Annotated in this window: 20 protein-coding genes and 1 pseudogene; 14 read left to right on the top strand and 7 right to left on the bottom strand. The window is 73.3% G+C overall.

The window, feature by feature from the left end:
* The first annotated feature begins 24 nt into the window (after positions 1-24).
* Genes ACFVYL_RS34720 through ACFVYL_RS34710 form a run of 3 tightly spaced genes read left to right on the top strand, consistent with a single transcriptional unit; the run spans position 25 to position 4,769 of the window.
* Positions 25-2,439 carry an FAD-dependent oxidoreductase gene (locus tag ACFVYL_RS34720; RefSeq protein ID WP_389723216.1) on the top strand — a complete coding sequence of 805 codons (2,415 nt, stop codon included), beginning with the start codon at positions 25-27 and terminating at the stop codon, positions 2,437-2,439.
* 16 nt (positions 2,440-2,455) lie between these two features.
* Positions 2,456-3,610, top strand: a complete 1,155-nt coding sequence (gene solA / locus ACFVYL_RS34715) for an N-methyl-L-tryptophan oxidase (protein WP_389723213.1) — start codon at positions 2,456-2,458, stop codon at positions 3,608-3,610.
* A 34-nt stretch (positions 3,611-3,644) separates the two neighbouring features.
* On the top strand, positions 3,645-4,769 hold the full coding sequence (locus ACFVYL_RS34710) for an aromatic ring-hydroxylating dioxygenase subunit alpha (protein WP_389723210.1): 1,125 nt from the start codon (positions 3,645-3,647) through the stop codon (positions 4,767-4,769).
* On the opposite strand, the gene ACFVYL_RS34705 is transcribed toward ACFVYL_RS34710, so the two are convergent.
* From ACFVYL_RS34705 to ACFVYL_RS34690, 4 genes are all read right to left on the bottom strand, one after another.
* A complete protein-coding gene (locus tag ACFVYL_RS34705; protein ID WP_389723206.1) occupies positions 4,759-9,399 on the bottom strand; it encodes a hypothetical protein in 4,641 nt (1,546 codons plus the stop codon). The two genes, ACFVYL_RS34710 and ACFVYL_RS34705, sit on opposite strands and share 11 nt — an antisense overlap.
* 59 nt (positions 9,400-9,458) lie before the next feature.
* Positions 9,459-10,352, bottom strand: a complete 894-nt coding sequence (locus ACFVYL_RS34700; RefSeq protein ID WP_389723203.1) for a hypothetical protein — start codon at positions 10,350-10,352, stop codon at positions 9,459-9,461.
* Positions 10,353-10,419: 67 nt separating this feature from the next.
* The gene (locus tag ACFVYL_RS34695; RefSeq protein ID WP_389723200.1) at positions 10,420-11,946 is read right to left on the bottom strand and encodes a hypothetical protein; all 1,527 of its coding nucleotides are present in this window, start codon (positions 11,944-11,946) and stop codon (positions 10,420-10,422) included.
* Positions 11,947-12,004: 58 nt separating this feature from the next.
* A complete protein-coding gene (locus ACFVYL_RS34690; RefSeq protein ID WP_389723197.1) occupies positions 12,005-12,697 on the bottom strand; it encodes a GntR family transcriptional regulator in 693 nt (230 codons plus the stop codon).
* A 233-nt stretch (positions 12,698-12,930) separates the two neighbouring features.
* Here ACFVYL_RS34690 and ACFVYL_RS34685 point away from each other — a divergent pair, with 233 nt between their 5' ends.
* From ACFVYL_RS34685 to ACFVYL_RS34665, 5 genes and pseudogenes are all read left to right on the top strand, one after another.
* The gene (locus ACFVYL_RS34685) at positions 12,931-14,232 is read left to right on the top strand and encodes an MFS transporter (RefSeq protein ID WP_389723194.1); all 1,302 of its coding nucleotides are present in this window, start codon (positions 12,931-12,933) and stop codon (positions 14,230-14,232) included.
* 56 nt (positions 14,233-14,288) lie between these two features.
* Positions 14,289-14,438, top strand: a pseudogene (locus tag ACFVYL_RS34680) (D-glutamate cyclase family protein); the annotation flags it as partial.
* A 38-nt stretch (positions 14,439-14,476) separates the two neighbouring features.
* The gene (locus tag ACFVYL_RS34675; protein ID WP_389723191.1) at positions 14,477-15,241 is read left to right on the top strand and encodes a LamB/YcsF family protein; all 765 of its coding nucleotides are present in this window, start codon (positions 14,477-14,479) and stop codon (positions 15,239-15,241) included.
* A complete protein-coding gene (locus ACFVYL_RS34670; RefSeq protein ID WP_389723188.1) occupies positions 15,238-15,972 on the top strand; it encodes a carboxyltransferase domain-containing protein in 735 nt (244 codons plus the stop codon). Before ACFVYL_RS34675 ends, ACFVYL_RS34670 begins: the two co-directional genes overlap by 4 nt.
* Positions 15,969-16,838 (top strand): biotin-dependent carboxyltransferase family protein, encoded by an 870-nt coding sequence (locus ACFVYL_RS34665; protein WP_389723186.1) that lies wholly within the window; start codon positions 15,969-15,971, stop codon positions 16,836-16,838. Before ACFVYL_RS34670 ends, ACFVYL_RS34665 begins: the two co-directional genes overlap by 4 nt.
* 71 nt (positions 16,839-16,909) lie before the next feature.
* Here the strand turns inward: ACFVYL_RS34665 and ACFVYL_RS34660 are convergent, their stop codons facing one another.
* Positions 16,910-18,325 (bottom strand): HEAT repeat domain-containing protein, encoded by a 1,416-nt coding sequence (locus ACFVYL_RS34660; protein WP_389723183.1) that lies wholly within the window; start codon positions 18,323-18,325, stop codon positions 16,910-16,912.
* Between the two features lie 301 nt (positions 18,326-18,626).
* Positions 18,627-19,019, bottom strand: coding sequence for an ankyrin repeat domain-containing protein (locus tag ACFVYL_RS34655; RefSeq protein WP_389723180.1), 393 nt, complete (start codon positions 19,017-19,019; stop codon positions 18,627-18,629).
* A 274-nt stretch (positions 19,020-19,293) separates the two neighbouring features.
* Here ACFVYL_RS34655 and ACFVYL_RS34650 point away from each other — a divergent pair, with 274 nt between their 5' ends.
* Both ACFVYL_RS34650 and ACFVYL_RS34645 read left to right on the top strand, forming a co-directional pair.
* Complete coding sequence (locus ACFVYL_RS34650; protein WP_389723177.1) at positions 19,294-19,488, top strand: hypothetical protein; 195 nt, start codon at positions 19,294-19,296, stop codon at positions 19,486-19,488.
* Positions 19,489-19,525: 37 nt separating this feature from the next.
* The gene (locus tag ACFVYL_RS34645; RefSeq protein ID WP_389723174.1) at positions 19,526-21,157 is read left to right on the top strand and encodes a hypothetical protein; all 1,632 of its coding nucleotides are present in this window, start codon (positions 19,526-19,528) and stop codon (positions 21,155-21,157) included.
* Between the two features lie 13 nt (positions 21,158-21,170).
* Here ACFVYL_RS34645 and ACFVYL_RS34640 read toward each other — a convergent pair whose 3' ends face one another.
* A complete protein-coding gene (locus tag ACFVYL_RS34640; RefSeq protein WP_389723171.1) occupies positions 21,171-22,670 on the bottom strand; it encodes a PLP-dependent aminotransferase family protein in 1,500 nt (499 codons plus the stop codon).
* Between the two features lie 183 nt (positions 22,671-22,853).
* Here ACFVYL_RS34640 and ACFVYL_RS34635 point away from each other — a divergent pair, with 183 nt between their 5' ends.
* The 4 genes from ACFVYL_RS34635 to ACFVYL_RS34620 all read left to right on the top strand — a co-directional run bounded on the left by ACFVYL_RS34635 (position 22,854) and on the right by ACFVYL_RS34620 (position 26,313).
* Positions 22,854-23,513 carry a YitT family protein gene (locus ACFVYL_RS34635; protein WP_389723168.1) on the top strand — a complete coding sequence of 220 codons (660 nt, stop codon included), beginning with the start codon at positions 22,854-22,856 and terminating at the stop codon, positions 23,511-23,513.
* On the top strand, positions 23,510-24,277 hold the full coding sequence (locus ACFVYL_RS34630; RefSeq protein ID WP_389723165.1) for a glycerophosphodiester phosphodiesterase: 768 nt from the start codon (positions 23,510-23,512) through the stop codon (positions 24,275-24,277). Before ACFVYL_RS34635 ends, ACFVYL_RS34630 begins: the two co-directional genes overlap by 4 nt.
* 46 nt (positions 24,278-24,323) lie before the next feature.
* Positions 24,324-25,682: an MFS transporter gene (locus ACFVYL_RS34625; protein WP_389723163.1), complete on the top strand. Its 1,359-nt coding sequence runs from the start codon at positions 24,324-24,326 to the stop codon at positions 25,680-25,682.
* A gap of 256 nt (positions 25,683-25,938) precedes the next feature.
* Complete coding sequence (locus ACFVYL_RS34620) at positions 25,939-26,313, top strand: RNA polymerase-binding protein RbpA (protein ID WP_030360404.1); 375 nt, start codon at positions 25,939-25,941, stop codon at positions 26,311-26,313.
* Positions 26,314-26,459: the final 146 nt, after the last annotated feature.

Raw genomic sequence — 26,459 nt, 5'->3', positions numbered from 1 at the left:
CCCGGCCGCGCCGTTGGGCCCCGCGTGGTCGTCATCGGAGCGGGCATCGTCGGCTGCTCGCTCGCCGACGAGCTGACCGCCCGCGGCTGGAGCGACGTCACCGTCCTCGACCAGGGCCCGCTGCCCGCGCCGGGCGGCTCCACCTCGCACGCACCGGGCCTGGTCTTCCGGACGGGCCCCTCCAAGACGCTGACCGCGTTCGCCGCGTACACCGTGGAGAAGTTCAACTCCCTTGCGATGGACGGCCTCCCGTGCTTCGCCCCGGTCGGCGGCCTGGAGCTCGCCACCACGCCGGAGCGCTGGGCCGACCTGCACCGCAAGGCCGGTCTCGCCGCGTCCTGGGGCGTCCGCGCCGAGCTCGTCGGCCCCGCGCGCTGCAAGGAGCTGTGGCCCCTCGTCGACGAGAGCCAGGTGTACGGAGGGCTGTACACGCCCGAGGACGGTCTGGCCCGCGCCGTGCCCGCCTGCCGGGCGCAGCGGGAACGGGCACGCGCGCGTGGAGCACGCTTTCTCGAACGGCACACCGTGACGGGCATCGAGCGGGACGGCGGCCGCGTCACCGCCGTCGTCACCGACCGCGGCACGTTCCCCGCCGACCACGTCGTCTCGGCGGCCGGGTTCTGGGGGCCGGTGATCGGGCGGCTGGCGGGTGTCGGCATACCCCTGCTGCCGCTCGCCCACCAGTACGTGAAGACGTCGCCCCTGCCCGAGCTCGCCGGGCAGGGCGGCCCGCGGCCGGAGGCCTCCCTGCCGATCCTCCGCCACCAGGACCGCGACCTGTACTTCCGTGAGCACCACGACCGGATCGGCATCGGCTCCTACGCCCATCGCCCGCTGCCCGTCGACCCGTTCACCGTCCCCGCGTACGACGACGCCGAGGACATGCCGTCCTCCTGCCCCTTCACCGAGGAGGACTTCGCGCCGAGCTGGCAGGACTGCCAGAAGCTGCTTCCCGCGCTGAAGGGTGCGGAGATCGCGGAGGGCTTCAACGGCGTCTTCTCCTTCACGCCCGACGGCATGCCGGTGCTGGGCGAGTCCCGTGCGCTGCGCGGCTTCTGGCTGGCCGAGGCCGTCTGGGTCACGCACTCCGCGGGGGTCGCCAAGGCGGTCGCCGAGTGGATGGTCGAGGGACGGCCCTCGCTCGACCTGCACGAGTGCGAGCTGACGCGCTTCGAGGACGCGCAGCGCTCCCCCGCGTACGTGGCCGAGCGCGGGGCGCGGCAGTTCGTCGAGGTCTACGACGTCATCCACCCGCTCCAGCCGATGGACGGGCCGCGGCCCCTACGGGTCAGCCCCTTCCACGCCCGCCAGCAGGAGCTGGGCGCGGTCTTCCTGGAGGGCGGCGGCTGGGAGCGCCCGCACTGGTACGAGGCCAACGCGCCGCTGACCGAGGGCATCGAGGTGCCGGAGCGCGACGCCTGGTCGGCCCGCCACTGGTCCCCCGTCGCGGCGGCCGAGGCGCGCGCCACCCGCGAGCGGGTCGCCCTTTACGACATGACGCCGCTGCGCCGCCTGGAGGTCACGGGCCCCGGCTCCCTGGCCTTCCTCCAGCGCATGACCTCCAACAACCTGGCCAAGAGGCCGGGTTCGGTCACGTACACGCTGCTCCTCGACGAGGCGGGCGGCATCCGTTCCGATCTGACCGTGGCGCGGCTCGCCCCGGACCGCTTCCAGATGGGCGCCAACTCGCCGGCCGACCTCGACTGGCTGCTCCGCCATGCCCCCGACACGGTCCACGTCAGGGACATCACCTCGGGGACCTGCTGTATCGGCGTCTGGGGGCCGCTGGCCCGCGCGCTCGTCCAGCCGCTCACCCGTGCCGACTTCTCGCACGAGGCGTTCGGCTACTTCCGGGCGAGGGAGACATACATCGGGCACGTCCCGGTGACCGCCCTGCGCCTGTCGTACGTCGGTGAGCTGGGCTGGGAGCTGTACACCACCGCCGATCTCGGGCTCCGCCTCTGGGACACGCTGTGGGAAGCGGGCCGCGCGCTCGGGGTGATCGCGGCGGGGCGCTCCGCCTTCAACAGCCTGCGGCTCGAGAAGGGCTACCGCGCGTGGGGCCACGACATGACCACCGAACACAACCCCTACGAGGCGGGCGTCGGCTTCGCGGTCCGCATGAACAAGGGTGATTTCGTGGGGCGTTCGGCGCTCGAAGAGGTCGGGGAGCCGACCCGCAAGCTCACGGCTCTGCTCCTCGACGATCCCGCCGCCGTCGTCCTCGGCAAGGAACCCGTGTATGCCGACGGCGCCCCGGCCGGGTACGTCACCAGCGCCTCCTACGGGTACACCCTGGGCCGCTGCGTCGCGTACGCCTGGCTGCCGCCCCTGGCGGCGGGCGCCGGCGTGCACGTCGAGTACTTCGGCGAGAAAGTGCCCGCGACGGTCACCGAGGAGCCCCTGTTCGACCCGGAGATGACCCGCATCCGCCGCTAGCCGCCTGGAGGCACCGGTGTCCCCCACCTACGACGTGATCGTGATCGGCCTCGGCGGCATGGGCAGTGCCGCCGCGCACCACCTGTCCGCACGCGGGGCCCGCGTCCTCGGCCTGGAGAAGTTCGGCCCGGTGCACAACCGCGGCTCCAGCCACGGCGGTTCCCGCATCACCCGGCAGTCCTACTTCGAGGACCCCGCGTACGTACCGCTGCTGCTGCGCGCGTACGAGCTCTACGACCGCCTCGAACGCGACACCGGCCGCGCCGTCGCGACCCTGTGCGGCGGCGTGATGCTCGGCCGGCCGGACAGCCGCACCGTCTCCGGTTCACGCCTCTCCGCCGAACAGTGGGACCTGCCCCACGAGATGCTCGACGCCAAGGAAATCCGCCGCCGCTTCCCCACCCTCACCCCACGGGATGACGAGGTGGCCCTCTACGAAGCGCGGGCCGGTCTCGTCCGCCCCGAGAACACCGTGGCCGCGCATCTCCAGCTGGCCGCGCGGCAGGGGGCCGACCTGCACTTCCAGGAGCCGATGACACGCTGGGAGCCGTACCGGGGCGGGGTCCGCGTGCACACCGCCGAGAACACCTACACCGCGGGCCAGTTGGTGATCTGCCCGGGCGCCTGGGCCCCCGGGCTCCTGACCGACCTAGGGGTGCCGTTCACCATCGAGCGGCAGGTCATGTACTGGTTCCGGCCGACCGGCGGCGAGCGCCCCTTCACCGCGCAGAACCATCCGGTCTACATCTGGGAGGACGCGGAGGGCGTCCAGGTGTACGGCTTCCCCGCCATCGACGGGCCCGGCCTCGGCGCGAAGGTGGCCTTCTTCCGCAAGGGCACACCCTGCACTCCGGAGACCATCGAACGGACCGTCCACGACCAGGAGGTCGCCGCCATGGCCGAGCAGGTGGGGCGGCTGATCCCGGACCTGCCCGGCCGCTTCCTCAAGGCCGCCACCTGCATGTACTCCAACAGCCCCGACGAGCACTTCGTCATCACTCGCCATCCGGCGCACCCCGGATCGGTCACCGTCGCGGCCGGGTTCTCCGGGCACGGCTTCAAGTTCGTACCGGTGGTCGGGGAAATCCTCGCCGACCTGGCGCTCGACGGCGTCACCGGGCATCCCATCGACCTCTTCGACCCCAGCCGCCTCACCGCCACGCCCGCCTGAGGGGTACGAGACCCGCCTGAGGAGTACGAGAACCGTGCCGACGACCCCCTTGCCGCCGAGTCTCATCGCGACCCTCCCCGGCCACTACTACACCGACCCCGGGATCTTCCGGCAGGAGCAGGAACGCGTCTTCGAAGCGCTCTGGTTCTGCGCCGTGCGCGCCGCCGACCTCGACCGGCCGGGCGCGTTCCGCACCGTGCAGGTCGGCCGCGAGAGCGTCCTTGTCACCCGCTCCCGCACCGGTGAGCTGCGGGCGTTCCTCAACGTCTGCAGGCACCGCGGCGCCCGCCTGTGCACCGAGGAGTCCGGCCAGGTGCGCCGCGCCCTCCGATGCCCGTACCACGCCTGGACGTACGACCTGGAAGGACGACTGATCGCCGCGCCCGACCTGGTGACCATGGAGGGCGTGGACCGCGAGGCGTACGGCTTGGTGAAGGTGGCCCTGCGGGAGTGGCTCGGCTACGCCTGGGTGTGCCTGGCCGACGAACCGCCGTCCTTCGAGGAGACCGTCATGGGCGCCGCGGTCGAACGGCTCGGTGACGCCGCCTCCATCGAGCGCTACGGCACGGAGAAGCTCGCGCTCGGCAGACGCGTCACCTACGACGTGCGCGCCAACTGGAAGCTGATCGTCGAGAACTTCATGGAGTGCTACCACTGCGCGACCATCCACCCCGAACTGACCGACGTCCTGCCGGAGTTCGCCGACGGGTTCGCCGCGCAGTACTACGTGGGGCACGGCGCCGCGTTCGGCGAGGACGTCGGCGGGTTCACGGTGGACGGCAGCGCGGGCTTCGGCCGGCTCCCCGAGGTCCGCGACGACCAGGACCGCCGCTACTACGCGATCACCGTGAAGCCGACGGTGTTCGTCAACCTCGTCCCCGACCACGTGATCCTGCACCGGATGTTCCCGATGGCCGAGGACCGCACCGTCGTCGAGTGCGACTGGCTGTACGCACCCGACGTCGTCGCGTCCGGCGCCGACCTGTCGCACTCCGTGGAGCTCTTCCACCGCGTCAACACGCAGGACTTCGCGGCCTGCGAGCGCACCCAGCCCGCGATGGCGTCACGCGCCTACCGCGCGGGCGGGGTGCTTGTGCCGACCGAGCACCACATCGGGCTCTTCCACGAGTGGCTGACGAAGCAGCTCGCTACGGAGTGACCGGGTCGGCCTGAGGGGCGGGCCGCTTGTACATCCGTGTTGCGGTGATCTCCCCATGGACCGTCTCGCCGGCTGGGTCGTCGGGGTCTCGCTGCGGCAGCCCCGGGCGCAGGTGCTCCTCGACGCTGATGTACTTCAGGCCCGCCCGTAGGTCCGCGTCGTTCCGCAGGCGGATGACCAGCGGGAACTCGGCGAGCGCCGTGGTGTCGAAGAGGCCGGTCGTGTAGAGCAGCTGCACGCCGAGCGCGTCGGAGACGGCCCGCTGGAGCTCCAGGAGGTACGTCGCGTTGGCACGGCCGATGGGGTTGTCGAGGAAGAGCGTGCCGGCGTGCCGGTGCTTGTCGCGGCCCCGGTCGTTGCTGCGCAGCGCGGCCATCGTGCAGTACAGGGCGATGGCCGCGGTCAGCAGCTGGCCGCCGGAGAACACGTCGCCCATCTGTCCCACCGGGACGCGCTCGGCGCGCAGCACGGCGTCCGGCTTGAGGATCTCGACGGCGATACCGCGCGGCTCCAGGGCGGCCTGGACTCCGCGCAGCAGCAGGGTCATGCCGTCGCGCCGCATGTCGGAGTTCTTCTTCACGGCGGCGCGGGTGGCCTCGTCGATGACCTCGCCGAGCCGTTCCACGAGTGTGGCCTGGTCGGGCTCGTCGAAGCGGACCCGCAGGAACTCCTGGCCCGACCACTCCCCGAGCCCCTCGGGCAGGCGGGAGAGGCGCTGGGCGGACCTCAGGGTGGCGAGGGCGGACTCGACGAGGCCACGGAGGCGGTCGACGATGCTGTCGCGGTTGCGCTCAAGCTGCTCCAGCTCGTCGGTGAGGACGCGGAGCCGGGGCGCGAACGCGTCGGCCCACTTCTTGGCGTGCTCGGGGAGCGCGGACGCGGGCAGCTCACGGATCTGCTGGCGGGCGGGGGTGCGCACCTGCTCGTACCGGGTCGAGTTCGCGTGGCGCACGAGGATGTCGCTCGCCTCGCGGACGGCGGACTCGGCCGTCGACAGGTCGGCGGCGCAACCGCGCAGGGAGCGGCGAGCCTCCGCTGCGGAGTGGCGCGCCTCTTCGAGGGAGCCGGGGTAGCTCTCGGGGGCGTCTTCGGACTCCTCCTCCTGGTGCTCGCGCAGCAGGTCCCGCAGCTGAGCGGCGGTCTCGTCGAAGCCGCCGGCCGCGTCCTCGGTGACGCGGTGGGTGTGCAGCAGGGCGGCGTGGGCCTCCTTGGCGCGGCTGAGCGCCTCGGTGTGCGCGGCCAGTTCGCCGTTGGCGGTGCGCAGGAGCGCCTGGGCCTGCTCGGCGTCGGCGGGGACGAGCTCCTCGGGGAGCTCGGTGTGGGCGCCGCCGTCCTCGGGGGCGAGCCGCTCGGCCTCGCCGCGCAGTCGGCCGAGTGTCTCGCTGGCGGTGGCCGCCCGGGCCTCGAGGAGCTGGACCTGGGCCTCCGCGCGCGCGGCGGCCGCCTGCCGGGACGGGCCGTCGGAGCCGTCGGTGCCTTCGAGGAGCAGGGCCGCGCGGGTGCGGACCTTGTTGCTGAGCCGGTCGAGCTCGGCGAGGGCGGCGCTCTCGTCGCTCTCGGCGTGGGCCTGCTCGGCGCGGAGGTCGGCGCCGACGCCCACCTTCTCGTAGAGCTGGGAGGCCGCGCGGTAGGCCTCGCGCAGGGCGGGCAGCGACGCCTTCGGGGTGTCGCTCTCCTCCGGTACCTCCTCGGGGGCGCCGGCGATCTCGGCGCGCTCGGCGCGCAGCGCGCGGGCGGTGCGGCGGGCGTCGTCGGCGGCGCGCTGGGCGGCGCGCCGGTCCTCGTCGGCGGCGCGGGCACGGTCCAGGCAGGTCTGGGCGCGGGCCTCGGACTCGACGGCGTCGTCGGCCAGTTCGCGCAGCTTGGCCTGCCAGCCGGCCCGCTCCCGGAGCCGGAAGGCGAGGCCCGCGAGGGCGTCGGCGGCGCGCCGGGCGCGCTGGGCGGCCTCCTGGCGCTCGTCACGCACGCGTGCCGCCTCGCCCGCCGCCTCGTCGGCCTCGGCGCGCGCGGTGCGGGCCTCGGCGAGCTCGGCCTCGGCCTCCTCGGCGAAGGCGCGCGCTTCCGCGGCCGCGGTGGCGAGCTCGTCGAGGCGGCCGCTCGGGCAGCCGCCTCGCCAGGAGGCGAGCCGCGCGGCCAGCTCGCGGTCCTTGGCGAGCCGGACGGCGAGCGCCCGGATCTCCTCGTCGCGCTGTGCGGCCCGCGCGCGCAGCGCCTGGCGCTCCTCGTCGGCGGCGTGTTCGTCGTGCATGGCCGGGTTCGGCGGTACGAGGAAGACGCCGCTGTCCGTGCTCTGCTCGCTCGGGGTGGGGGCGAGGAGGGCGGCGGCGGTGCCCACGGCCACGGCGGAGCGGGGCAGCAGTGCGGCGTCCGCGAGGGCCTCGCGGGCGCGTGCGTGCGTGTCGGGCTCGGTGATGACCACGCCGTCGACCAGCTCGGGGCGGGCGGCGAGCACGCGTGCGTGGTCGGCGGGGTCGACGGCCTGTGCCAGGTAGCGCCAGCCGGGCAGCGCGGGGATGCCGTGCTCGCCGAGGAACTCGACGGTGGCGAGGACGTCGGGACCCGGCGGAAGGAGTCCGCCGTCGCCGAGGGCGCCGAGGATGCGGGAGTCGTCGGCGGCGGCGGTGCGCAGGTCGAACAGCTGCCGCTCGGCGGAGGCGACGCCCTCTTCGAGGAGGGCCCGCAGGTCGTCCGCCGAGCGGTCGAGCTCCGCGACGGTGAGGGCGCCGTCCGCACCGGTCTCGGCGGGCTCGGCCCCCCGGCGGGGCCGCGGCACCCCGCCGCCTCCGGTCGGCAGGCTCAGGAGCTCGGCAAGCCGCTGGTCCCCGGCGATGGACTCGGCGGCGCGGCGCTCCGCGTCGTGGGCGGCCTCGGCGGCGGTCGCGGCGTCCGAGGCACGGGCCGCGGTCAGCTCGGCGCGGGCCTCGGCGGCGGCCGTCTCCTTGGCGTGGTCGGCGGCCCGGCGGGCGACCTCGCGGGCGGTGTCCCAGGCGGCGACGGTGGTCTTCTCGGCGTCGCTCGCGGCGAGGGCGGAGCGGGCCGGGTCGGCGTCGGGGGCGGTGTCGTCGAGCCAGCCCGCGCGGACGGCCTCCGCGGTCTCCTGCTCGACCTCGGCGAGCCGCTGCTTCAGGTGGCCCGCCTCGCTGCGGGCACGCTGTGCCTCGGTGGCGGCGGCGGTGGCGTCGCGGTGCGCGCTCTCGCCGCTCTCCTGGAGGGCGGCGGAGCGTTCCTCCTCTTCGTTCGCGTGGTTCTCGGCCCCTTCGGCGGCGGCGTGCAGGGCGCGCACCAGGTCCGAGGCGGCCTGCGCGCGGGCGGCGAGCGCGGGCGCCGCGTCGCGCTCGGCCTCGCGGATCGCGACGGCCACGCGTGCGGAGCGGTCGGCGGCCGCGCGGTGCCGCAGGACGGCTTCGGCGGCCTGCCAGGCGGCGTGCAGGGTGCGGGCGTCGGCGAGCTCGCGGCGCTGCGCGGCGGCGGCCTTCTCGGCGACGGTGAGCGCCAAGGAGGCGTTGCGGTAGGCCAGTTCGGCGGAGATCAGGGCGCTTTTGCCGCGCGCCTGTTCGGCCTCGGTGACGGTGTGGGCGGCGCCGGTGACCCGCTCGGCGAGTTCGGCGGCGCGGCCCCGCTCCTCGACGGCGCGCGCGGAGAGCCTGCGCGCCAGGGTCCTCGTGCGGCGCTCGGCTCCCGCGTGCACGTCACGCGCGCGTGCCCGGGCGTCGGCGGCGTCGACGATGCGGCCGAGCAGGTCGACGGAGCCCGCGGTGAAGTCCCGTTCGGCGATCAGTTCGGCGCGGCGGCCGAGCTTGTTGCCGAAGCCGTGGACGAGGTCGGCGAGGCCGTCCGTGTCGCGGGTGTCGGTGACGGCGCGCAGCAGCAGGTCGGTGAAGTCGGAGTCCTTCTTGACGGCGAAGAGGCCCGCGGCCTCGCCTTCGTCGGCGTTCATCTCCCGCTGGTAGCGGAAGAGTTCGGGGTCGAGGCCGAGGTCGCCGAGGTGTTCGTTCCAGCGGTCGTGGATCTCTTCCCAGTGCACTTCGAGGTGGGGGTAGGCCTTCACCGCCTCGGTCATGGCGTCGCGGAAGCCCTTCATGGTGCGCCGCCGGCCCTGCGCGCCCGAGGCGCCCTCCACCGAGGGACGCACGGCGGTGGACTCGGCGACGGGCAGCGAGTCCAGGCTCAGGCCGGGGCCGGGCCGGAAGGAGTACCAGGCCTCGGCGAACTTCCGCGGGTCGTTGGAGACCTGCCGCCCGCGCCACTCGCTGACCTTGCCGACGACGACGCACTCGCCGGTCAGGGTGTGCTGCCACTCCAGGGCGACGTGCCCGCAGTCGTCGGCGAGCAGGAACTTGCGCAGCACGCCGGAGCTGGCGCCGCCGAGGGTGTTGCGGTGGCCCGGCAGCATCACCGAGAAGATCAGCTTGAGCAGGACGGACTTGCCGCCGCCGTTCTCCAGGAAGAGCACTCCGGCGGGCGCGGGGCGGCGCGGCGGGCCGACCGGCTCGTCCTCGAAGAACTCCGCCTGGGTGGGCGCGGGGTCGGGCACCTCCGCGCCGACGCCGCGCAGGTCGAGCACCGTGTCGGCGTAGCGCGCACCGGCCGGACCGATGGAGTAGAGGCGGACCCGGGACAGCTCGTACATGGCGGCGGACTCTCGTCGTAAGTCGTGGAACGGCAGGAAGGTGGCGGGGCGGGGCGGGGTCAGGAGTGGAACGGCAGCCCCGCGTCGGCGGCCAGCTCCAGGTCGTCGGTGTCTTCGGGGGGCAGCAGGGTCGCCGAGCCATCCGTGACCGGCACGACGCCGAGCTCCAGGAGCTCCGCCATGGCCGCGCTGCCCGCCATGTCGCGGACCTGGAGCTGATAGCGGGCGGTGGTGCGGTACGTGCCTCCGGAGTCGTCGCCCGTGCGCTGCAGGAAGCCGGATTCGGTGAGGAAGGCGGCGGCCTTGCCGACGATGCCGGTGGTCGAACCGGCGAGGCGGCGGGCGTCCTTGGTGGCGCCGGTCGAGCTGCGGCGCGCCCAGATCCGCCAGGCGGCTTCGAGGCCCGGGGCGTCGGTGGCGGGGTCGGTGTTCTCGCCGTGTTCCTCGGCGCGCTCCTCCAGGCGGTGGCAGGCCTGGCGTACGAACGCGTCGACGCCGTTGACCGTGACCCGGCCGACGTAGCCGTCGTCGGCGAGGTCCTCGGGGCGCGGGAACGCCATGGCGGCGACGGCGAGATGGGCGAGGCCGTGCAGGAAGCGGTCGGTGGAGTCGGTCGCCGCGCGGCGGGCGTAGTCACCCATGCGGACGGCGAAGACGGAGTCCTCCGCGGCGGTCACGGCCATCCCCGCGCGCGGGGACACCTCCAGGACGACGAGCCCGAGTCCGGTGGCGACGGCGTCGGCGAGCCGGGCGAAGGGCGGGTCCTCGCGGTAGCGGCGGAGCAGTTCGGCGTACTCCTGGTCGCGGGCGGGCTGCAGCTTGGGCTGCAGCCCGAACGAGACGAGCCGCGCGGCGTCGGCGGCGTCGGCCGGGGTGACGGGCGCGGGGGCGGCGGGCGCCGCCGTGGGGTCCGGCTCGCCCCACGCGGCGTGCTCTGCGGGGTGGTCGGTCACGGCGTGTGCTCCTTGTGGGGGTGGTGCGGGTGGGCGCCGGTGCGGCGCGTGGGGGTCTCGGTCATGGTCACGCCGCTTCCGTCCGTCCGGCCGCCATGCCGACGGCGTCCAGGAGGGCCGTACCGACGATGAGGTCGGCGCCGCCGAACTCCTCGTCGTCGAGCTCAGTACCGTCGTCGACGGCGAAGAGGAGCTTCTCCTCGCCCTGGCGGTAGGCGGTGCCGACCGGCGGGCTGGCCGCGTGCACGGCCAACAGGGCGACCAGGTAGGGCAGTTCGGGGTCGCGGCGGCGGGCGTCGGCGAGGAGGCCGGAGAGCCGGCGCGGCGCGTCTGCGGGCAGGTCGAGCAGTTCCATGGCGCTCGCGAGCTGCTCCTCGCTGAAGCGGCTGTCGTCCGGGGTGGCGATGAGCTCGGGCTCGGGCATCTCCGCGCCGAGGTGCTCGCGCTCCATGGGCGGCGTGAGCAGTATGTCGACGAGGTCGCCCACGCGGACGGAGACGGGCGTGCGCAGCCCGGTGCCGCGCGCGAAGAAGGCGTCCGTCACGCGGATCGCCTGCTCGGCGGGGAGCGGCAGGAGGGGCGCGACCAGCTGCCCGTACAGGTCGAGACCCGAGCGCGCGGTGGGGGCGGCGAAGGCCTGCCGGTCCTGCTCGGCGCGGAACAGCGGGCCCGCTTCGAGGAGTCGGGACTGGAGCTGCGTGTGGCGGCGGATGCAGTCCTTGACGATGTCGACCAGCTCGGCGGCGCGGCGCTTCTGCTCGGGGTCCTCGGACTCGTCACGGGCCTTGCGGATGTTGGTCAGGATGGCATTCTCGTGGCGGTAGCGGTCGGCGACGTGGTCGAGCGCCTCCGCGATCATGTCGGGGACGGCGCGGAGCCAGTCCACCGCGCGGACGTTGCGCCGGGTCGCGTCGAGGGCCTTGCGCAGGGTCTCCGAGTACTGCACGGTGCGGTAGCGCGCCTGCTCCGCGGCGAGCTGGGCGTCGGCGAGGCGGCCGCGGCTGATCAGGACCTCCAGCTTCACCTCGGCGGCGATCTGGGCGCTGGTGACGTCGGTGTCCAGGGCGCCGACCAGGACGTTGACCGCTTCGTCGGTCGTGCGCAGGTAGACACCGCCGCCGTAGCCCGCGACCTCTTCGAGGAGCTTGAAGTCGTAGTCCCTGCGGACATACGTGCCGTCGGGCGCGAAGGTGCCGTACACCGCGCGGAAGCCGCGGTCGACGCTCCCTACGTTGATCAGGTTCTCCAGGACCCAGCGGGCCACCCGCTCGTGCTCGGCGGCCGGGCGCCGGGGGGCCTGGGCGGCGACGCGCGGGAGCAGCCTGGCGACGATCTGCTCGTGGTCGGCGCCGGTGTCGAAGTCCATGTTCAGTGTGACGAGGTCGATGGCGGACAGGGCCACCTCCGCCATCGCGTACACCGTGTACTCGCCCGCGAGGTTGGTCTTGCGCACGTCGAGGTCGTGCAGTGGAGCCGTGCAGGCGAGCGCGCGCAGGCGGCGCGCCAGGCCCTCGTCGGCGGCCGGGCCCAGAGCGGGCCTCGGCCCCGCGCTGAGCTGGGGCGGAGCGGTGTCCGTAACGGCAGGCGAAGTCACGGTGCACAGACTAGGTCCTCGGTCTGACAACGGTCGAAACGGCGCAGAAGCGACCGGCTCAGCCGCCCCCGCCGACGCGGCGCCCGTACACCTCGACGAGGCCTTCGAGCGAATCCTCGAGATAGCCGGCGAGCAGGTGTTCGGCCTGCCCGGCGTCTCCGGCCCGCAGTGCGGCGAGGATCCGCTTGTTGCGTTCGAGGTAGGGCTCGTGGAGGCGGCGCGGGTCGTCCACCACGTGGAAGGCCAGGCGCAGTTCGGCGAGGACGCTGCGCATGAGCTCGTCGGTGCGGGCGCTCCCGGCGAGGGCGACGAGTTCCCGGTGGAAGTGGATGTTGGCGGTGGAGACACCCCGCCACTCCTTGTCGGCGGCCGCGCGGACACCGGCCGCGACGGCGTCCGCCACCGCGTCGAGAGCGAACGGCGGCTCACCGAGACCGCGCACGACCGCGCACTCCACGATCCTGCGCGTGCGGTAGATGTCCTGTACGTCCTCCACCGTGAGGATCCGCACGAAGACGCCGCGATTGAGCTGGTGCTCCAGGAGCCGTTCGTGCGTGAGCAGCCGGAAGGCCTCCCGCAGGGTGTTGCGGGAGACGCCGAGCGCCCCGCCGATGCTGTCTTCGGAGAGCCGCGTCCCGGGTGGGAAGTAGCCCTCGGCGATGCGGCTCCGGAGGATGTCCGAGACCCGCTCGGCCGTACTGGTGCGCCCCAGAAGCGCACGGTCGTCGGCCAGTCCGCTCACGTCAGCCATCCCCTCAGCCGGCTCCTGGGCCAGCCCCTCAGCCATGCCCGGATTCAATCGCAGAGCGAAGAACGAGACAACACAGGTATTGAGGGATCGTTCAACGATCCTCTACCTTGTCGGGCACGGCTCGTTCCGACGGCTCGTTCCCACACTCGTTCCCACCGCTCGTCCCACGGCTCGTTCCGACGGTCCGGAAACGCACGCTCCAGCACCCCCCGTCCCTCATCTGCGAGGTGCCCATGAGCACGACCCCACCACCCCGAACCGCCCCGGCCGGCCCCCGTCCCGACCAGGGCGGACTTCCCGACGACAGCGGCGCGTTCGGCTGGCTGCGCGCCCTCGGGCCGCGCGGCCGCCGTGCCTTCGGCGGCGCCTTCGGGGGCTATGCCCTCGACTCGTACGACTACTTCACGCTGCCGCTGAGCATGGTGGCGCTCTCCGCGTACTTCGGCCTCGACAGCGGGCAGACGGGCCTGTTCACCACCGTCACGCTCGTCGTCTCCGCCGTGGGCGGCGCCGTCGCGGGCGTGGTCGCCGACCGGATCGGCCGCGTCAAGGCACTGATGATCACGGTCGTCACCTACGCGGTCTTCACCGTCGCCTGCGGCTTCGCGCCCAACTACGAGACGCTGCTGGTCTTCCGTGCCCTCCAGGGGCTCGGGTTCGGCGGCGAGTGGGCGGTCGGTGCGATCCTCGTCGCCGAGTACGCCACCGCCAAGAACCGCGGCCGGACCCTGGGCGCGATCCAGAGCGCGTGGGCCGTGGGCTGGGGGCTCGCGGTGATCGTCTACACCGTGGTGTTCCAGTTCCTGGACGACGACGTCGCCTGGCGCGTGATGTTCTGGACCGGCGCGCTGCCCGCGCTCCTCGTGATCTACGTGCGCCGCAACGTGCACGACGCCCCGGAAGCCGCCGCGGAACGGCGCAAGAGCTCCGACCAGGGATCGTTCACGGCCATCTTCAAGCCGGGGCTGCTGCGCGTCACGTTCTTCGCGGTACTCCTGTCCACGGGTGTGCAGGGCGGCTACTACACGCTGGCCACCTGGGTGCCGACGTACCTGAAGGGCGAACGGGGTCTGACCGTCGTCGGCACCGGCGGCTATCTGACCTTCCTGATCTCCGGCGCCTTCATCGGCTATCTGACCGGCGGCTACCTCACCGACAAGCTCGGCCGGAAACGGAACATCACGCTCTTCGCGTTCCTCTCCGCGGCCAGCGTCCTCGCGTACACGCACATCCCGGACGGCGCCAACGGCCTTCTCCTTGTGCTCGGTTTCCCGCTGGGCTTCTGCATGTCGGCGATCTTCAGCGGCTTCGGCTCGTTCCTCAGCGAGCTCTATCCGGCCGCCGTGCGCGGTACGGGACAGGGCTTCACGTACAACACGGGCCGCGCGGTCGGCGCCGTCTTCCCCACCATGGTGGGCTTCCTCGCCGACAGCTGGGGCGTCGGCGGCGCGCTGGTCTTCGGAGCGGTCGGGTACGGCCTCGCCGTCATCGCGCTGCTCGGCCTCCCCGAGACACGAGGGAGGGAACTCCTGTGACCCGCGGCGCCAAGGAGGCCCGCGCGGCGTCCCGTTCGGGCGAGACGGGCCCCACCGCCGAACCGGACGACATCCCGGTGTTCTGGGCCTGCGGGGTGACACCGCAGGCCGTGGTGATGGCGTCACGGCCACCGTTCGCCCTCACGCACGCGCCGGGCCGGATGTTCCTCACCGACGCCCGGGACGAGCAGTACCGCGTGGTCTGACCGCCCGGCCACCGAGAACCCCAGGAGACCCCCAGCAGATGAGCACCACCTCGATCGATCTCAACGCCGACCTCGGCGAGGGCTTCGGCCGCTGGCACCTGACCGACGACGACGCGCTGCTGTCCGTCGTCACCAGCGCCAACGTGGCCTGCGGGTTCCACGCCGGGGACGCCGTGACCATGCGCCGGGTGTGCGACCGCGCCGCCGAACGCGGAGTGCGCGTCGGCGCGCAGGTCTCCTACCGCGACCTGGCGGGGTTCGGACGGCGCGCCATGGAGGTGCCCGCCGCGGAGCTGGCCGCCGAAGTGGCGTACCAGATCGGCGCCCTGGAGGTGTTCGCACGCGCGGCGGGCACGCGCGTCTCGTACGTCAAGCCGCACGGAGCGCTCTACAACCGCGTCGTCCACGACGAGGAGCAGGCCCGCGCGGTCGTCGACGGCGTGCTGCTCGCCGACGCCTCGCTGCCCCTCCTGGGGCTGCCCGGATCGCGTCTCCTGGAGACGGCGGACAAGGCCGGACTCCCGGTCGTCACCGAGGCGTTCGCGGACCGCGCCTACACCGACGAGGGCACATTGGTTCCACGGACCCGCCAAGGAGCGGTCATCACGGACCCGGACACCGTCCTCGCACGGTCCGTCGGCATGGCCCGCTCCGGCGTCGTCACCTCCCACGGGGGCCGTGAGATCGCGGTCCGCGCGCGGTCGCTGTGTCTGCACGGCGACACGCCGGGGGCGGTGGGCCTGGCCCGCCGGGTGCGCGCCGAGCTGGAGGGCGCGGGCGTCCGGGTGGAGGCCTTCGCGTGAGGACCCTGCCCGTCGGCGACCGGGCCCTGCTCGTCGAACTCGCGGACGGCACCGAGGCCCAGGCGCTCCACGCCGAGCTGCTGCGCCGCCGTGCGACGGGCGCCCTGCGGGTACGGGAGATCGTGCCCGCCGCCCGCACCGTGCTCCTCGACGGCCTCGACGAACCGGGCCGGGTCGGGGCGGAGCTGCCCGGCTGGGAGATCCCGCCGCTGCCCCCGCGCGCGGGGGCCGTCCTGGAGATCCCGGTGCGCTACGACGGGCCGGACCTCGCGGACGTGGCAGCGCACTGGGGCGTACCGGTGCGCGAGGTGGCGCGCATCCATGCGGCGGCCGAATTCCGCGTGGCCTTCTGCGGGTTCGCGCCCGGCTTCGGCTACCTGACCGGGCTGCCGGGGCACTACGGAGTACCGCGTCGGGACACGCCTCGCACGTGCGTACCGGCGGGCAGCGTCGCCCTCGCCGGGCCGTACACGGGCGTCTATCCCCGCGCTTCGCCCGGCGGCTGGCAGCTGATCGGCTCGACGGACGCCGTCTTGTGGGACCACGCGCGCGTGCCCGCCGCGCTGCTCTCCCCAGGCGTACGCGTCCGCTTCGTACCGGAAGCCCTGCCGGACCCGTCGGACACATCGGACCCGTCGGACCCGTTGGCCACGCCGGACCCGTCGGACACACCGGACCCGTCGGACACACCGGACCCGTCGGACGCACCGTCCGCACCGGAGGCCCGATGACCGACCGAGCCTTCGCCGTCGTGCGGGCCGGGGCGCTGACCACCGTGCAGGATCTCGGGCGCCCCGGGCACGCCCACCTCGGGGTGCCGCGCTCGGGTGCCCTCGACCCGCCCACCGCACGCCTGGTCAACCGCCTGGTCGGCAATCCGCCCGGCGCCGCCGTCCTGGAGACCACCCTCGACGGCTGCGCCGTGCGCCCGCGCCGTCCCGTGACGGTCGCGGTCGGCGGCGCGCCCTGCCCCGTGACGGTGGCGGGCCGCCCCGCGCCCTGGGGAGCGCCGGTCCGCGTGCCCGCGGGGGCACTCCTGGAGATCGGCACCGCGCTCTGCGGAGTGCGGTGCTACGTCGCGTTCGACGGGGGCGTGGCGGTGGACCCGGTGCTCGGCAGCCGCTCGTCGGACCTGTTGTCCGGGCTCGGGCCGCCCCCGCTCGTGGACGGCGCGGTGCTGCCCCTGGGGAGCCCCAGCGGCACGTACGCGCGCGTGGACACCGTCCCGCAGCCCGCGCCGCCCCGGGAGCTGGTGCTTCGGGTGTCGCTCGGACCACGTTCTGACTGGTTCACTCCGGCGGCGCTGCGCACGCTCACCACGCGCGCGTACCGGGTGTCCGCGGCGAGCAACCGCATCGGCCTGCGCACCGAGGGCCCTGCCCTGGAGCGGGCCAGGGAGGGCGAACTGCCCAGCGAGGGCATGGTCCTCGGCGCCGTCCAGGTGCCGCCGGACGGCAGGCCCGTCGTCTTCCTCGCCGACCACCCGACCACCGGGGGCTACCCGGTGGTCGCGGTCGTCCGCGAGGCCGACCTGGCCGCGGCGGCCCAGGCACGCCCGGGCACGCCGCTCCGCTTCGTCGCCGCGGGACCGCGCTGAACCGGCGGCCCCGGCCGGGGTGGTGTGACGGATCCACGGGCGCGCCCCGTTCCACACGGGAGCGTCCCGTTCTACACGGGCGCGTCCGGACCGATCCTGCTGCGCACCGCGGTCTGTACCTCGTCCTCCTCGGCGGGGTCAGCGGCGAGCCTCCGGAGCCGGTTGACCACCCGGGCGTCGCCGGTCTCCGCGTGCCGTGCGGCGACCTCGCGGGTGGACTCCTCGCAGTCCCACAGGCACTCGACGGCGAAGCCGGCGGCGAAGGAAGGGTCGGTGGCGGCCAGCGCGCGGGCGGCGCGGCCACGGAGGTGGGAGGAGGCGGTCTCGCGGTAGACGTGCCGCAGCACGGGGGCGGCGCAGGCGATGCCCAGGCGTCCCGCGCCGTCGACGAGGGTCCACAGCGTCGGCGCGTCGGGCCCCTCGCCGCGGACGGCTTCGCGGAGCGCGGCCAGGACGAGCTTGCTGTCCTGCGCACCGCCCCGGCAGGCGAGCATGCGCCCGGCGGCGGCGCCCAGGGCGTCGGGGCGGTAGGCCCAGCGCCGGGCCCGCTCGACGGTGGCGACGCTCCGCATCCGTTCGAAGGCGTCGGTCGCGGCTTCGGTCACCGCCTGGGACGGGCCCTTTGCGGCGAACTCGATGAGGTCGAGGGCGGCGGGGTCGTGGGTGTCGGCGAGATAGCGCAGGGCGGTGCCGCGCGCTCCGTCCGAGCCGGTGCGGGCGGCCTCGATGATCTCGGGCCGGTCGTCGGGACCGGCGACGGCGGTCAGGCAGCGGGCGGCGGGCACGTACAGCACGACGCCCCGTTCGAGCCCTTCCTGCGCCCAGTCGAAGACGGCCTGGACGCTCCACCCGGGACGTGGTCCCGAGGGCCGCATCTGGCGCTGCCAGCGGTCGAAGGAGCCCTGTTCACGGGCGGCGCGCACCCGGGCGCCGATATCCGCGCGGGGGTCCTCTTCCCAGAGGCGCCAGGGCCTGGGTTCGTAGGCGTCGCGGACGGCGGCGGCCAGTTCGGCCTCGCCCTCCGCGTCGGGGGCGAATCGGGCGAGCACCGGGGCGGCGAGGGCGCGCAAGGCCGCGTCGTCGTCGCGCAGCGCCAGCTCGTCGAGGGCCCACGCCCAGTTCGAGCCGAAGGCCGCGTACCTCCGCAGCAACTCCAGGGCGTCCTGTCTGCCGTACGAGGCGAGGTGCCCGAGGACGGCCAGGGCGAGGCCGGTGCGCGAGTCGTCCGTGTTCAGGACGTCCTCGGCATCGAAGAGGTGCCGCTCGATCTCGCCGAGCCCACCGTGCAGGTCGAGGTAGAGACGGGCGTAGTAGAGCGAGCGGTTCTCCACCTGCCAGTCGTGGCGTGGATCGCTCAGCACGCAGTGGTCGAGGGCGGCGAGTGCCTCGGAACGTGGGGCGGTGAGCGCGTGCAGCGTGCCGTCGCCGCGGCCCCTCTGCAGCAGGCCGAGCAGCGTACCGCTGGGCGCTATGACCGGATCGAACATGGGAAACAGCCTCACATCAAGCGTCGACGCAACCGGGAATCACGCATTACCTGGCCGTGCGCCAACACGTCGGGCCGCCCGCCGTCTCTTGCTTGTCGAAGACCATCTTCCTCTGCCTCTCGTCCATGGCCCAGGGGATCCCGGACGGGAGGTCCGGGGGCGGGCCGCTCACGGGCCACGCGGCGCGGCACCATCTGCCCCGCCGTCGCGTCCGTGAATCACGTCGTCATGATGACCCGGCGGTCAGGTCCGCCGCGACCACATTTCCAGCGCCCCCGTTGCTGCTGGTCAGGTACCCGGTTCAGGCGGCCCCGAACAGCTGAAGCAGCTCCGCCTTTCCGAACATCCGCGCGGTGTCGACCGCCGACGGCGTCCCCGCGGCAGGATCCGCGCCACCGTCGAGGAGGGCCCGGATCACGTCGTCCTCGCCCTTGAAGACCGCCCCGGCGAGCGGTGTCTGCCCGCGGTCGTTGGCCCGGTTGGTGTCCGCGCCGCGCTCCACGAGGGCACGGACCGCCCCGGCGTGCCCGTGGTAGGCCGCCAGCATCACCAGCGAGTCGCCGCTGTCGTTCGTGAGGTTCGCCGGTACGCCCGCGTCGACGTAGGCAGCGAGCGCCGCGGCATCCCCCTGGCGGGCCAGATCGAAGATCTTGGTCGCCAGCTCCACGACCTCGGGGTCGGGGGCTTCGCTCATGGGGGCGTCCGCCTTTCTGGGTGCGCTGCCGGTGCAGCCGTACGAGTGAATCGACAGGGTACTGCCCCGGTGGACACATGACGCGGCCCACCCGAGGCAAAGATCACGGCGGGAGCGGGAGGCCGCGCCGCCGGCTCCCATCCAACCCGTGCGGGGTGCGCCATTCAGGCGAAATCCCCATTAATTAACCCATTTGCACCTTTTATCGTATGGATACATGCTGTGAACCTGGAAGAACTCATGGTGACTGTCCCCACCAACCAGGAGAACCGTCATGATCCTTTCCATCTCGGGCGTCGTGCTGCTCGGAATCATCGTCTTCCTCTTCTTCCGCAAGGACGGACTCAAGGCGTCGCACGCGGTGGTCTGCACGCTCTTCGGCTTCTTCATGGCGGGCACCGCCATCGCCCCGAGCATCAAGGCGGGCAGCGCGAGCCTGGCGAGCCTCCTGGGCGGGATCAAGTTCTGACGCACCCGCTTCCCGTACGCACCTCCAGGAGACAGACGTGGCAAGGCGCCCCCTCCCCCGCATCCTGAGCAACGGCACCGCATCCATCGCCCGGAGCCGGGAGCTGGCACGCTCGGCCGCCGACAACGCCACCGATGTTCTCCACCCGCTGATCACGATCGCCCGGGGTCTGCGCCGGCTGGCGGCCGCCGGCCGGCGCAGATGGACCGACACCCCCAAGGACAAGCGCGGTCCCCTGCTGTTCCTGGTGGCCTCCGTGATCCTGGTCGTGGCGCTCGTCCCCTACGGGCCGCTGCTCGCCGCCGCCTCCCTGATGGCGGCGGCCGCGTGGACGGGCCGCGAGCGCACCGCCGAGGAGCCGACCGGCCCGGACGACACGCAGGTTCAGCGGCTGCAGTGCCTCTACGAAGCACTCGTCCCGTACTTCTCCGTCGCCGAGGACCCCGCCCCGCTCTTCGCGCACGGCGGCGAATGGGACAAGGCCCTCAGCGACTACGAGTTCGACGACACCGGCCGGATCTCCCGGCTGGTGGTGCGCTACCCCGCGTACTTCACGGACGGCGAGGCCGAGTCCCGCGCGCGGATCGAACAGTTGCTGCACGCCAAGTCGGGCCGCGGCCGCGAATACCACTTCGCGTGGGACGAGGAGAGCAACCAGCTCACCGTCTCGGTGCTGCCACCGCTGCCCACCGACATCGCCGCCCAGCGCTTCGTCACGGCTCCCGGAGAGACCGTCCTCGGGTTCACCGACGAGACCGGCGTCCAGCGCACCCTGCCGGTGACCGACGGCGCGGCGCAGCGCGACGTGCCCCCCGTCGTCTGGCGCACCGGAACGCGCTCCACCGAGCCCCACCTGCTCATCGCGGGCCAGCCGGGCAGCGGCACGACGACGCTGCTGCGCTCCATCGCCCTGCAGGCCCTGCAGTACGGCGACATCCTCATCGTTGAGGGCAGCGGCACCGGGGACTACGCCTGCCTGACCGGCCGCGGCGGGGTCCTCGCCGTCGAGTGCGGGCTCACCGGCGCCCTCGCCAGCCTCGAATGGGCCGCGCACGAGACCGAGCGGCGGCTCATCTCGGCGAACCGCGCCCGGCAGGCGGGCCACCCGCCGCCGGAGGACACCAAGCGCCCCCTGTGGCTCCTCCTCGACCGCCCGAGCGCCCTCGGCCACCTCGCCGCGGCCGACGGGCGCAGGGACCCCCAGTCACTGCTGCAGGTCCCGCTGCGGCACGGCAGGGCGGCCAATGTGACGGTCGTGGTCGCGGATCAGCTGGACAACCTGGAAGCGCTGAGCGACGCCGTACACCAGCACACCCGCGCGCGCGTGCTGCTCGGGCCCGCCACGATCGACCAGTTGGAGGAGGTCCTCGGGGTCCCGCCCCACACGACTCCCGCGTCGGAGGTCCCGCCCGGCCGTGGCTACGCGCGCCTCGGCACGGGGCAGGTGCACCGCCTCCAAGTGCCCGCGACACCCGATCCGTACGACGACGCGACCAGCGAGGCGCACCGTCAGGCGGTCATCGAACTCCTGCCCGAGCGGGTCACCCCGCCGGACGCGGCGGACACCACCGCCACGGAGCCCCTTCCCGAGGCCACGGAGGCGGAGCCGGTCCCCTCGGACACCGCCCCTCGGACCACGGAGGCGGAGCCGGTCCCCGCGGAGGGCTGAGCGTCAGGAGTAATCACGCGACAAAGGGATGCGTGACCTGTGCCCCCGCGCCCGCGCCCGTCTCCACCAGACGGGCCGCCGCGGCCAACCGCGCCGCCGCCTCATCGGCCACCGCTCCCCCGACGGTGAACGGCAGCCGCACATACCCCTCGAAGGCCCCGTCCACCCCGAAGCGCGGCCCCGACGGAACCCGCACGCCCACCCGCTCGCCCACTTCGGCGAGCCGCGACCCCGAAAGACCCCCGGTGCGCACCCACAGGGTGAGGCCGCCCCTGGGCACCTCGAACTCCCAGCCGGGCAGCTCGCGGCGGACGGCGGCGACCAGCGCGTCGCGGTTCTCCTTGGCCTGCTCCCTGCGCACGTCCACGGCGGCCTGCCAACCGTCGGTGTTGAGCAGCCAGTTCACGGCGAGCTGTTCGAGGACAGGGGTGCCGAGGTCGGCGTACGCGCGCGCCGCGACGAGGCTGCGGATCACGTCGGGCGCGGCCCGCACCCAGCCGATGCGCATGCCCGCCCAGAAGGCCTTGCTCGCCGAGCCGACCGTGATGACGGTGGAGCCCGCGGGATCGAACCCGCAGACGGGCCGCGGCATGGCGAGATCCTCGTCGAGCCCGAGTTCGCTCATCGTCTCGTCGACGACGAGGACCGTGCCCGCCGAGCGGGCCGCCTCGACGAGCTGCCTGCGCTGGTCCTCGTCCGCGAGCGCGCCCGTGGGGTTGTGGAAGTCCGCGACGACGTACGCGAGCCGGGGCGCCGCGTCGCGCAGGACCTGGCGCCAGCGGTCCATGTCCCAGCCCCGGAGCCCCTCGGCCATGGCGACGGGCACCAGGCGGGCGCCCGCCTCACGCATCAGCTGGAGGATGTTGGCGTACGAAGGGGACTCCACGGCGATGCGTTCGCCGCGGCCCGCGAAGAGGTGACAGATCGCGTCGATGGCGCCCATCGCGCCGGTGGTCACCATGATCTGTTCGGGCATGGTGGGGATCCCGCGCGCGGTGTAGCGCTCGGCGAGCATCTCGCGCAGCGCGGGCAGACCGGCGGGGTAGTCGCCGTGTGTGTGGGCGTACGGCGGCAGGGCTTCGAGGGCGCCCTGGACGGACCGGGTGAGCCAGGGCTCGGGAGCGGGCAGCGCGGCACAGCCCAGGTCGATCATGGAGCCGAGCGCCTCGGGCGGCAGCGGTTCGAGCCCGCGCGCGGGGAGGGGGTTTCCGGCCGGGACGGCGGTCCAACTGCCGGCCCCCCTGCGGGACTCCAGGAATCCCTCGGTGCGCAGCGCCTCGTAGGCGGCTGCGACGGTGGTCCGGCTGACGGCGAGGGCGAGGGCGAGTTCGCGCTCGGCGGGCAGGCGCGCGGCGACCGGGACACGGCCTTCGAGGACGAGCAGTCGGATGCCGTCGGCCAGGGCGCGGTAGGCGGGCGGGCGCCGGGTGCCGGTGCCCACGGAGCGGTCCTGCTGGGAGGCGAGAAGCCGGGCGAGCTGCGTCGAACCCATCGCTGAAGTCCACTGAGCCATGATTCCCAGTCCACCTTCCCCGAATTGGCCATGGTTGCGGTCCTGTACCAAGCCACAGGGTGTCATGTGTCGGGCCACCAGCACTACACGGGGGAGCGTTCCTTGTTCGGCACGAAGCCACGTACGAAGCCACGTACGAAGCCACGTACGAAGCCACGTATGAAAGCGCGTACGCGGCCACGCATGAAGCCGCGCCTCGCGACACGGCTGGTCCGGCTGTACGCGGGCCTCTCCCTGTACGGCGCGAGTTCGGCGCTGATGGTCGCCGCGGGCCTGGGTCCCGAGCCGTGGAACGTGCTCAACCAGGGCCTGTCCGAGCTGACCGGTCTCTCCATCGGCACCGTCTCGATCGTGGTGGGCGCCGCGGTGCTCCTGCTCTGGATCCCGCTCCGCCAGCGCCCCGGGCTCGGCACGGTGTCGAACGTGTTCGTCTGCGGCCTGGCGATGGACGCCACCCTGGCGCTGCTGCCGGACGCGCACGCGCTCGCCGTCCGCGTTCCGCTGCTTGCCGCCGGGATCGTCCTCAACGGAGTGGCGACCGGGCTCTACATCACCGCCGCCTTCGGCCCGGGCCCCCGGGACGGTCTGATGACCGGCCTGCACGCCCGCACCGGGCGCTCCATCCGCCTGATCCGGACCTCGATCGAGGTGGCCGTCGTCGCCACGGGCTTCACGCTCGGCGGCACGGTGGGGGTGGGCACGGTGCTCTACGCCCTGGCGATCGGCCCGCTCGCCCAGTTCTTCCTGCGCCGCTTCGCCACGCCCGCGTCGGCCCCCGCAGCCCGCGCCGGGCAGATCGTGGCCGCCGGCGGACCCTCGGAGCAGGCGATACTGCAGCGGTGACCCCGCGCGTACGCCACCCCTACCTCGATCATCCGGGCCCGCTCGCCCTCGCCCACCGCGGCGGCGCGGCGGACGGCCTGGAGAACACCGCCGCGGCCTTCCGGCGCGCCGTCGACCTCGGCTACCGCTACATCGAGACCGATGTGCACGCCACGGCCGACGGCCGGCTCGTCGCCTTCCACGACACGACGCTGGACCGGGTGACGGACGCGGCAGGACGCATCATCGACCTCCCCTGGAGCGAGGTGCGCCACGCGCGCGTGGCGGGCAGCGAGCCGGTGCCCCTCTTCGAAGAGCTTCTGGAGTCGTTCCCCGAGGTGCGCTGGAACGTCGACGTCAAGGCGGAGCCCGCCCTGCTGCCGCTGCTCGACCTGATCCGCCGCGCCGGCGCCTGGGACCGCGTCTGCGTCGGCTCGTTCTCCGAGGCACGTGTGGCCAGGGCCCAGCGCCTGGCGGGCCCGCGCCTGGCCACCTCTCTGGGCACGCGGGGCGTGGCGGCACTGCGCATGCAGTCCTACGGAGTGCCTGCCGCCCTGCGCCGCTCCGCGGTCTGCGCCCAGGTGCCCGAGACGCACGGCAGGGTCCGGGTGGTCGACCACCGCTTCGTGAGCGCAGCCCACGCGCGCGGGCTGCAGGTCCACGTCTGGACGGTCAACGACCCGGAGCGGATGACGGCCCTGCTCGACCTGGGTGTGGATGGCATAGTTTCCGATCACATCGAGACGCTGCGCGGGGTGCTCAAGGACCGGGGGACCTGGGTCTGACCGCCCGGGGGACGGCGTCGCACCACGGGGAACAGCGAGGTCACGGGTGGGTACCGACACCGTGAAGGCAGTGGCGACCGACGACGCGGTCGCCGGACGACGACGCGAGCAGCGGGGCTGGTACTTCTACGACTGGGCGTGCTCGGTCTATTCGACGAGCGTCCTGACGGTGTTCCTGGGGCCCTATCTCACGGAGATCGCCAAGGCGGCCGCGGACCCGGAGGGGTACGTGCACCCGCTGGGCATCCCGGTCCGCGCCGGCTCCTTCTTCGCGTACACGGTGTCCGCGTCGGTGCTCGTGTCGGTCTTCGTCATGCCGCTTGCGGGGGCGGCCGCCGACCGCACCGGCCGCAAGAAGCCGCTCCTCGCGGTCGCCGCATATCTGGGGGCGGCCGCCACGGCGGGCATGTTCTTCCTGGACGGCGACCGCTATCTCCTCGGCGGCTTCCTGCTGATCGTCGCCAACGCCTCGCTCGCCGTCTCGATGGTGCTCTACAACGCCTATCTGCCGCAGATCGCCCCACCGGAGGAGCGCGACGCGGTCTCCTCGCGCGGCTGGGCCTTCGGCTACGCGGCGGGCGCCCTCGTCCTGGTGGCGAACCTCGTGCTCTTCCTCGGCCATGAGGGCTTCGGCGTCTCGGAGGCGACCGCGGTCCGGATCTGTCTGGCGTCGGCGGGTGTGTGGTGGGGCGCGTTCACCCTCGTACCCCTGAAACGGCTGCGGGATCGCGGGGCGCCGCCGCGCGGGGCGGGCGCGCCGGCCCGCGGCGGCCGGCAGCAGCTGCGGGAGACGGTGCGGGACATGCGCCGCCACCCCCACACCCTCGCGTTCCTGCTGGCGTACCTCGTCTACAACGACGGGGTCCAGACCGTGATCTCGCAGGCCTCCGTCTACGGCTCGCAGGAGCTGGGCCTCGATCAGTCCACGCTGATCGTCGCGGTCCTGCTCGTGCAGCTTCTCGCGGTCGCCGGGGCGCTGGCCATGGGACGACTCGCCCGGACGTACGGCGCGAAGCGCACCATCCTCGGCTCCCTCGCCGCCTGGACGGTGACGATCGGGGCCGGGTACTTCCTGCCCGCCGGCGCGCCCGCGTGGTTCTTCGTGCTCGCCGCGGGAATCGGTCTGGTCCTCGGCGGCACGCAGGCCCTGTCCCGGTCGCTGTTCTCGCATCTGGTGCCGCGGGGCAAGGAGGCCGAGTACTTCTCCGCGTACGAGATCAGCGACCGGGGCATGGCCTGGCTCGGACCGTTGATCTTCGGCCTCACGTATCAGCTCACGGGAAGTTACCGGGACGCGATCGTCTCGCTCGTGGCGTTCTTTTTGCTTGGTTTCGTCCTGTTGTCGCGGGTACCTGTACGGCGTGCGGTGCGCGACGCGGGCAATCCCGTGCCGCATCGGATTTAGCAACTGAAGGCAAAGGCCGGTAGTGTACGCGTTTGGCCTACCAGGCGGACCGTTACTGCGAGCTGAAGAATCAGAAACGCTGGGTGACATCTGCTGCCAGATGTGACAAACCGGGCACTGGTGGGTACAACAAGGGGCGGCATACGACGGCGACGCATGACCCTGAACGGGAATCTTTACCGCCGACCGGACGTTGACCGGATGACGACGACAGCGACACCTGTCCTGTGGGCGACAAGCCCGGGAGGCACGATTCATGAGTGAGCGAGCTCTTCGCGGTACGCGACTCGTGGTGACAAGCTACGAGACCGACCGCGGCATCGACCTGGCTCCGCGCCAGGCCGTGGAGTACGCATGCCAGAACGGACATCGTTTCGAGATGCCGTTCTCGGTCGAGGCGGAGATCCCGCCGGAGTGGGAGTGCAAGGTCTGCGGGGCCCAGGCACTCCTGGTAGACGGCGACGGACCTGAGGAGAAGAAGGGCAAGCCGGCGCGTACGCACTGGGACATGCTCATGGAGCGCCGTACCCGAGAGGAACTCGAAGAGGTCCTGGAGGAGCGCCTGGCGGTCCTCCGGTCGGGCGCCATGAACATCGCGGTGCACCCGCGTGACAGCCGGAAGTCCGCCTGACGGCGGTCGTCCGCGCACCGCACAACGCAGTACAGCACGACGCAGTACAAGCAGTATGAAGAGGGGCGGGGGGGGGGGCGGGTGGGGCGCCGTGGCGTTGGGGGTCGGCGTCGCGGGCGCGCCCTGCGGCTGGGGCATCGCGAAGG

Source organism: Streptomyces sp. NPDC058308 (assembly GCF_042880275.1).
Taxonomy (GTDB): domain Bacteria; phylum Actinomycetota; class Actinomycetes; order Streptomycetales; family Streptomycetaceae; genus Streptomyces.
This window is presented reverse-complemented; position numbering and strand designations above follow the sequence as displayed.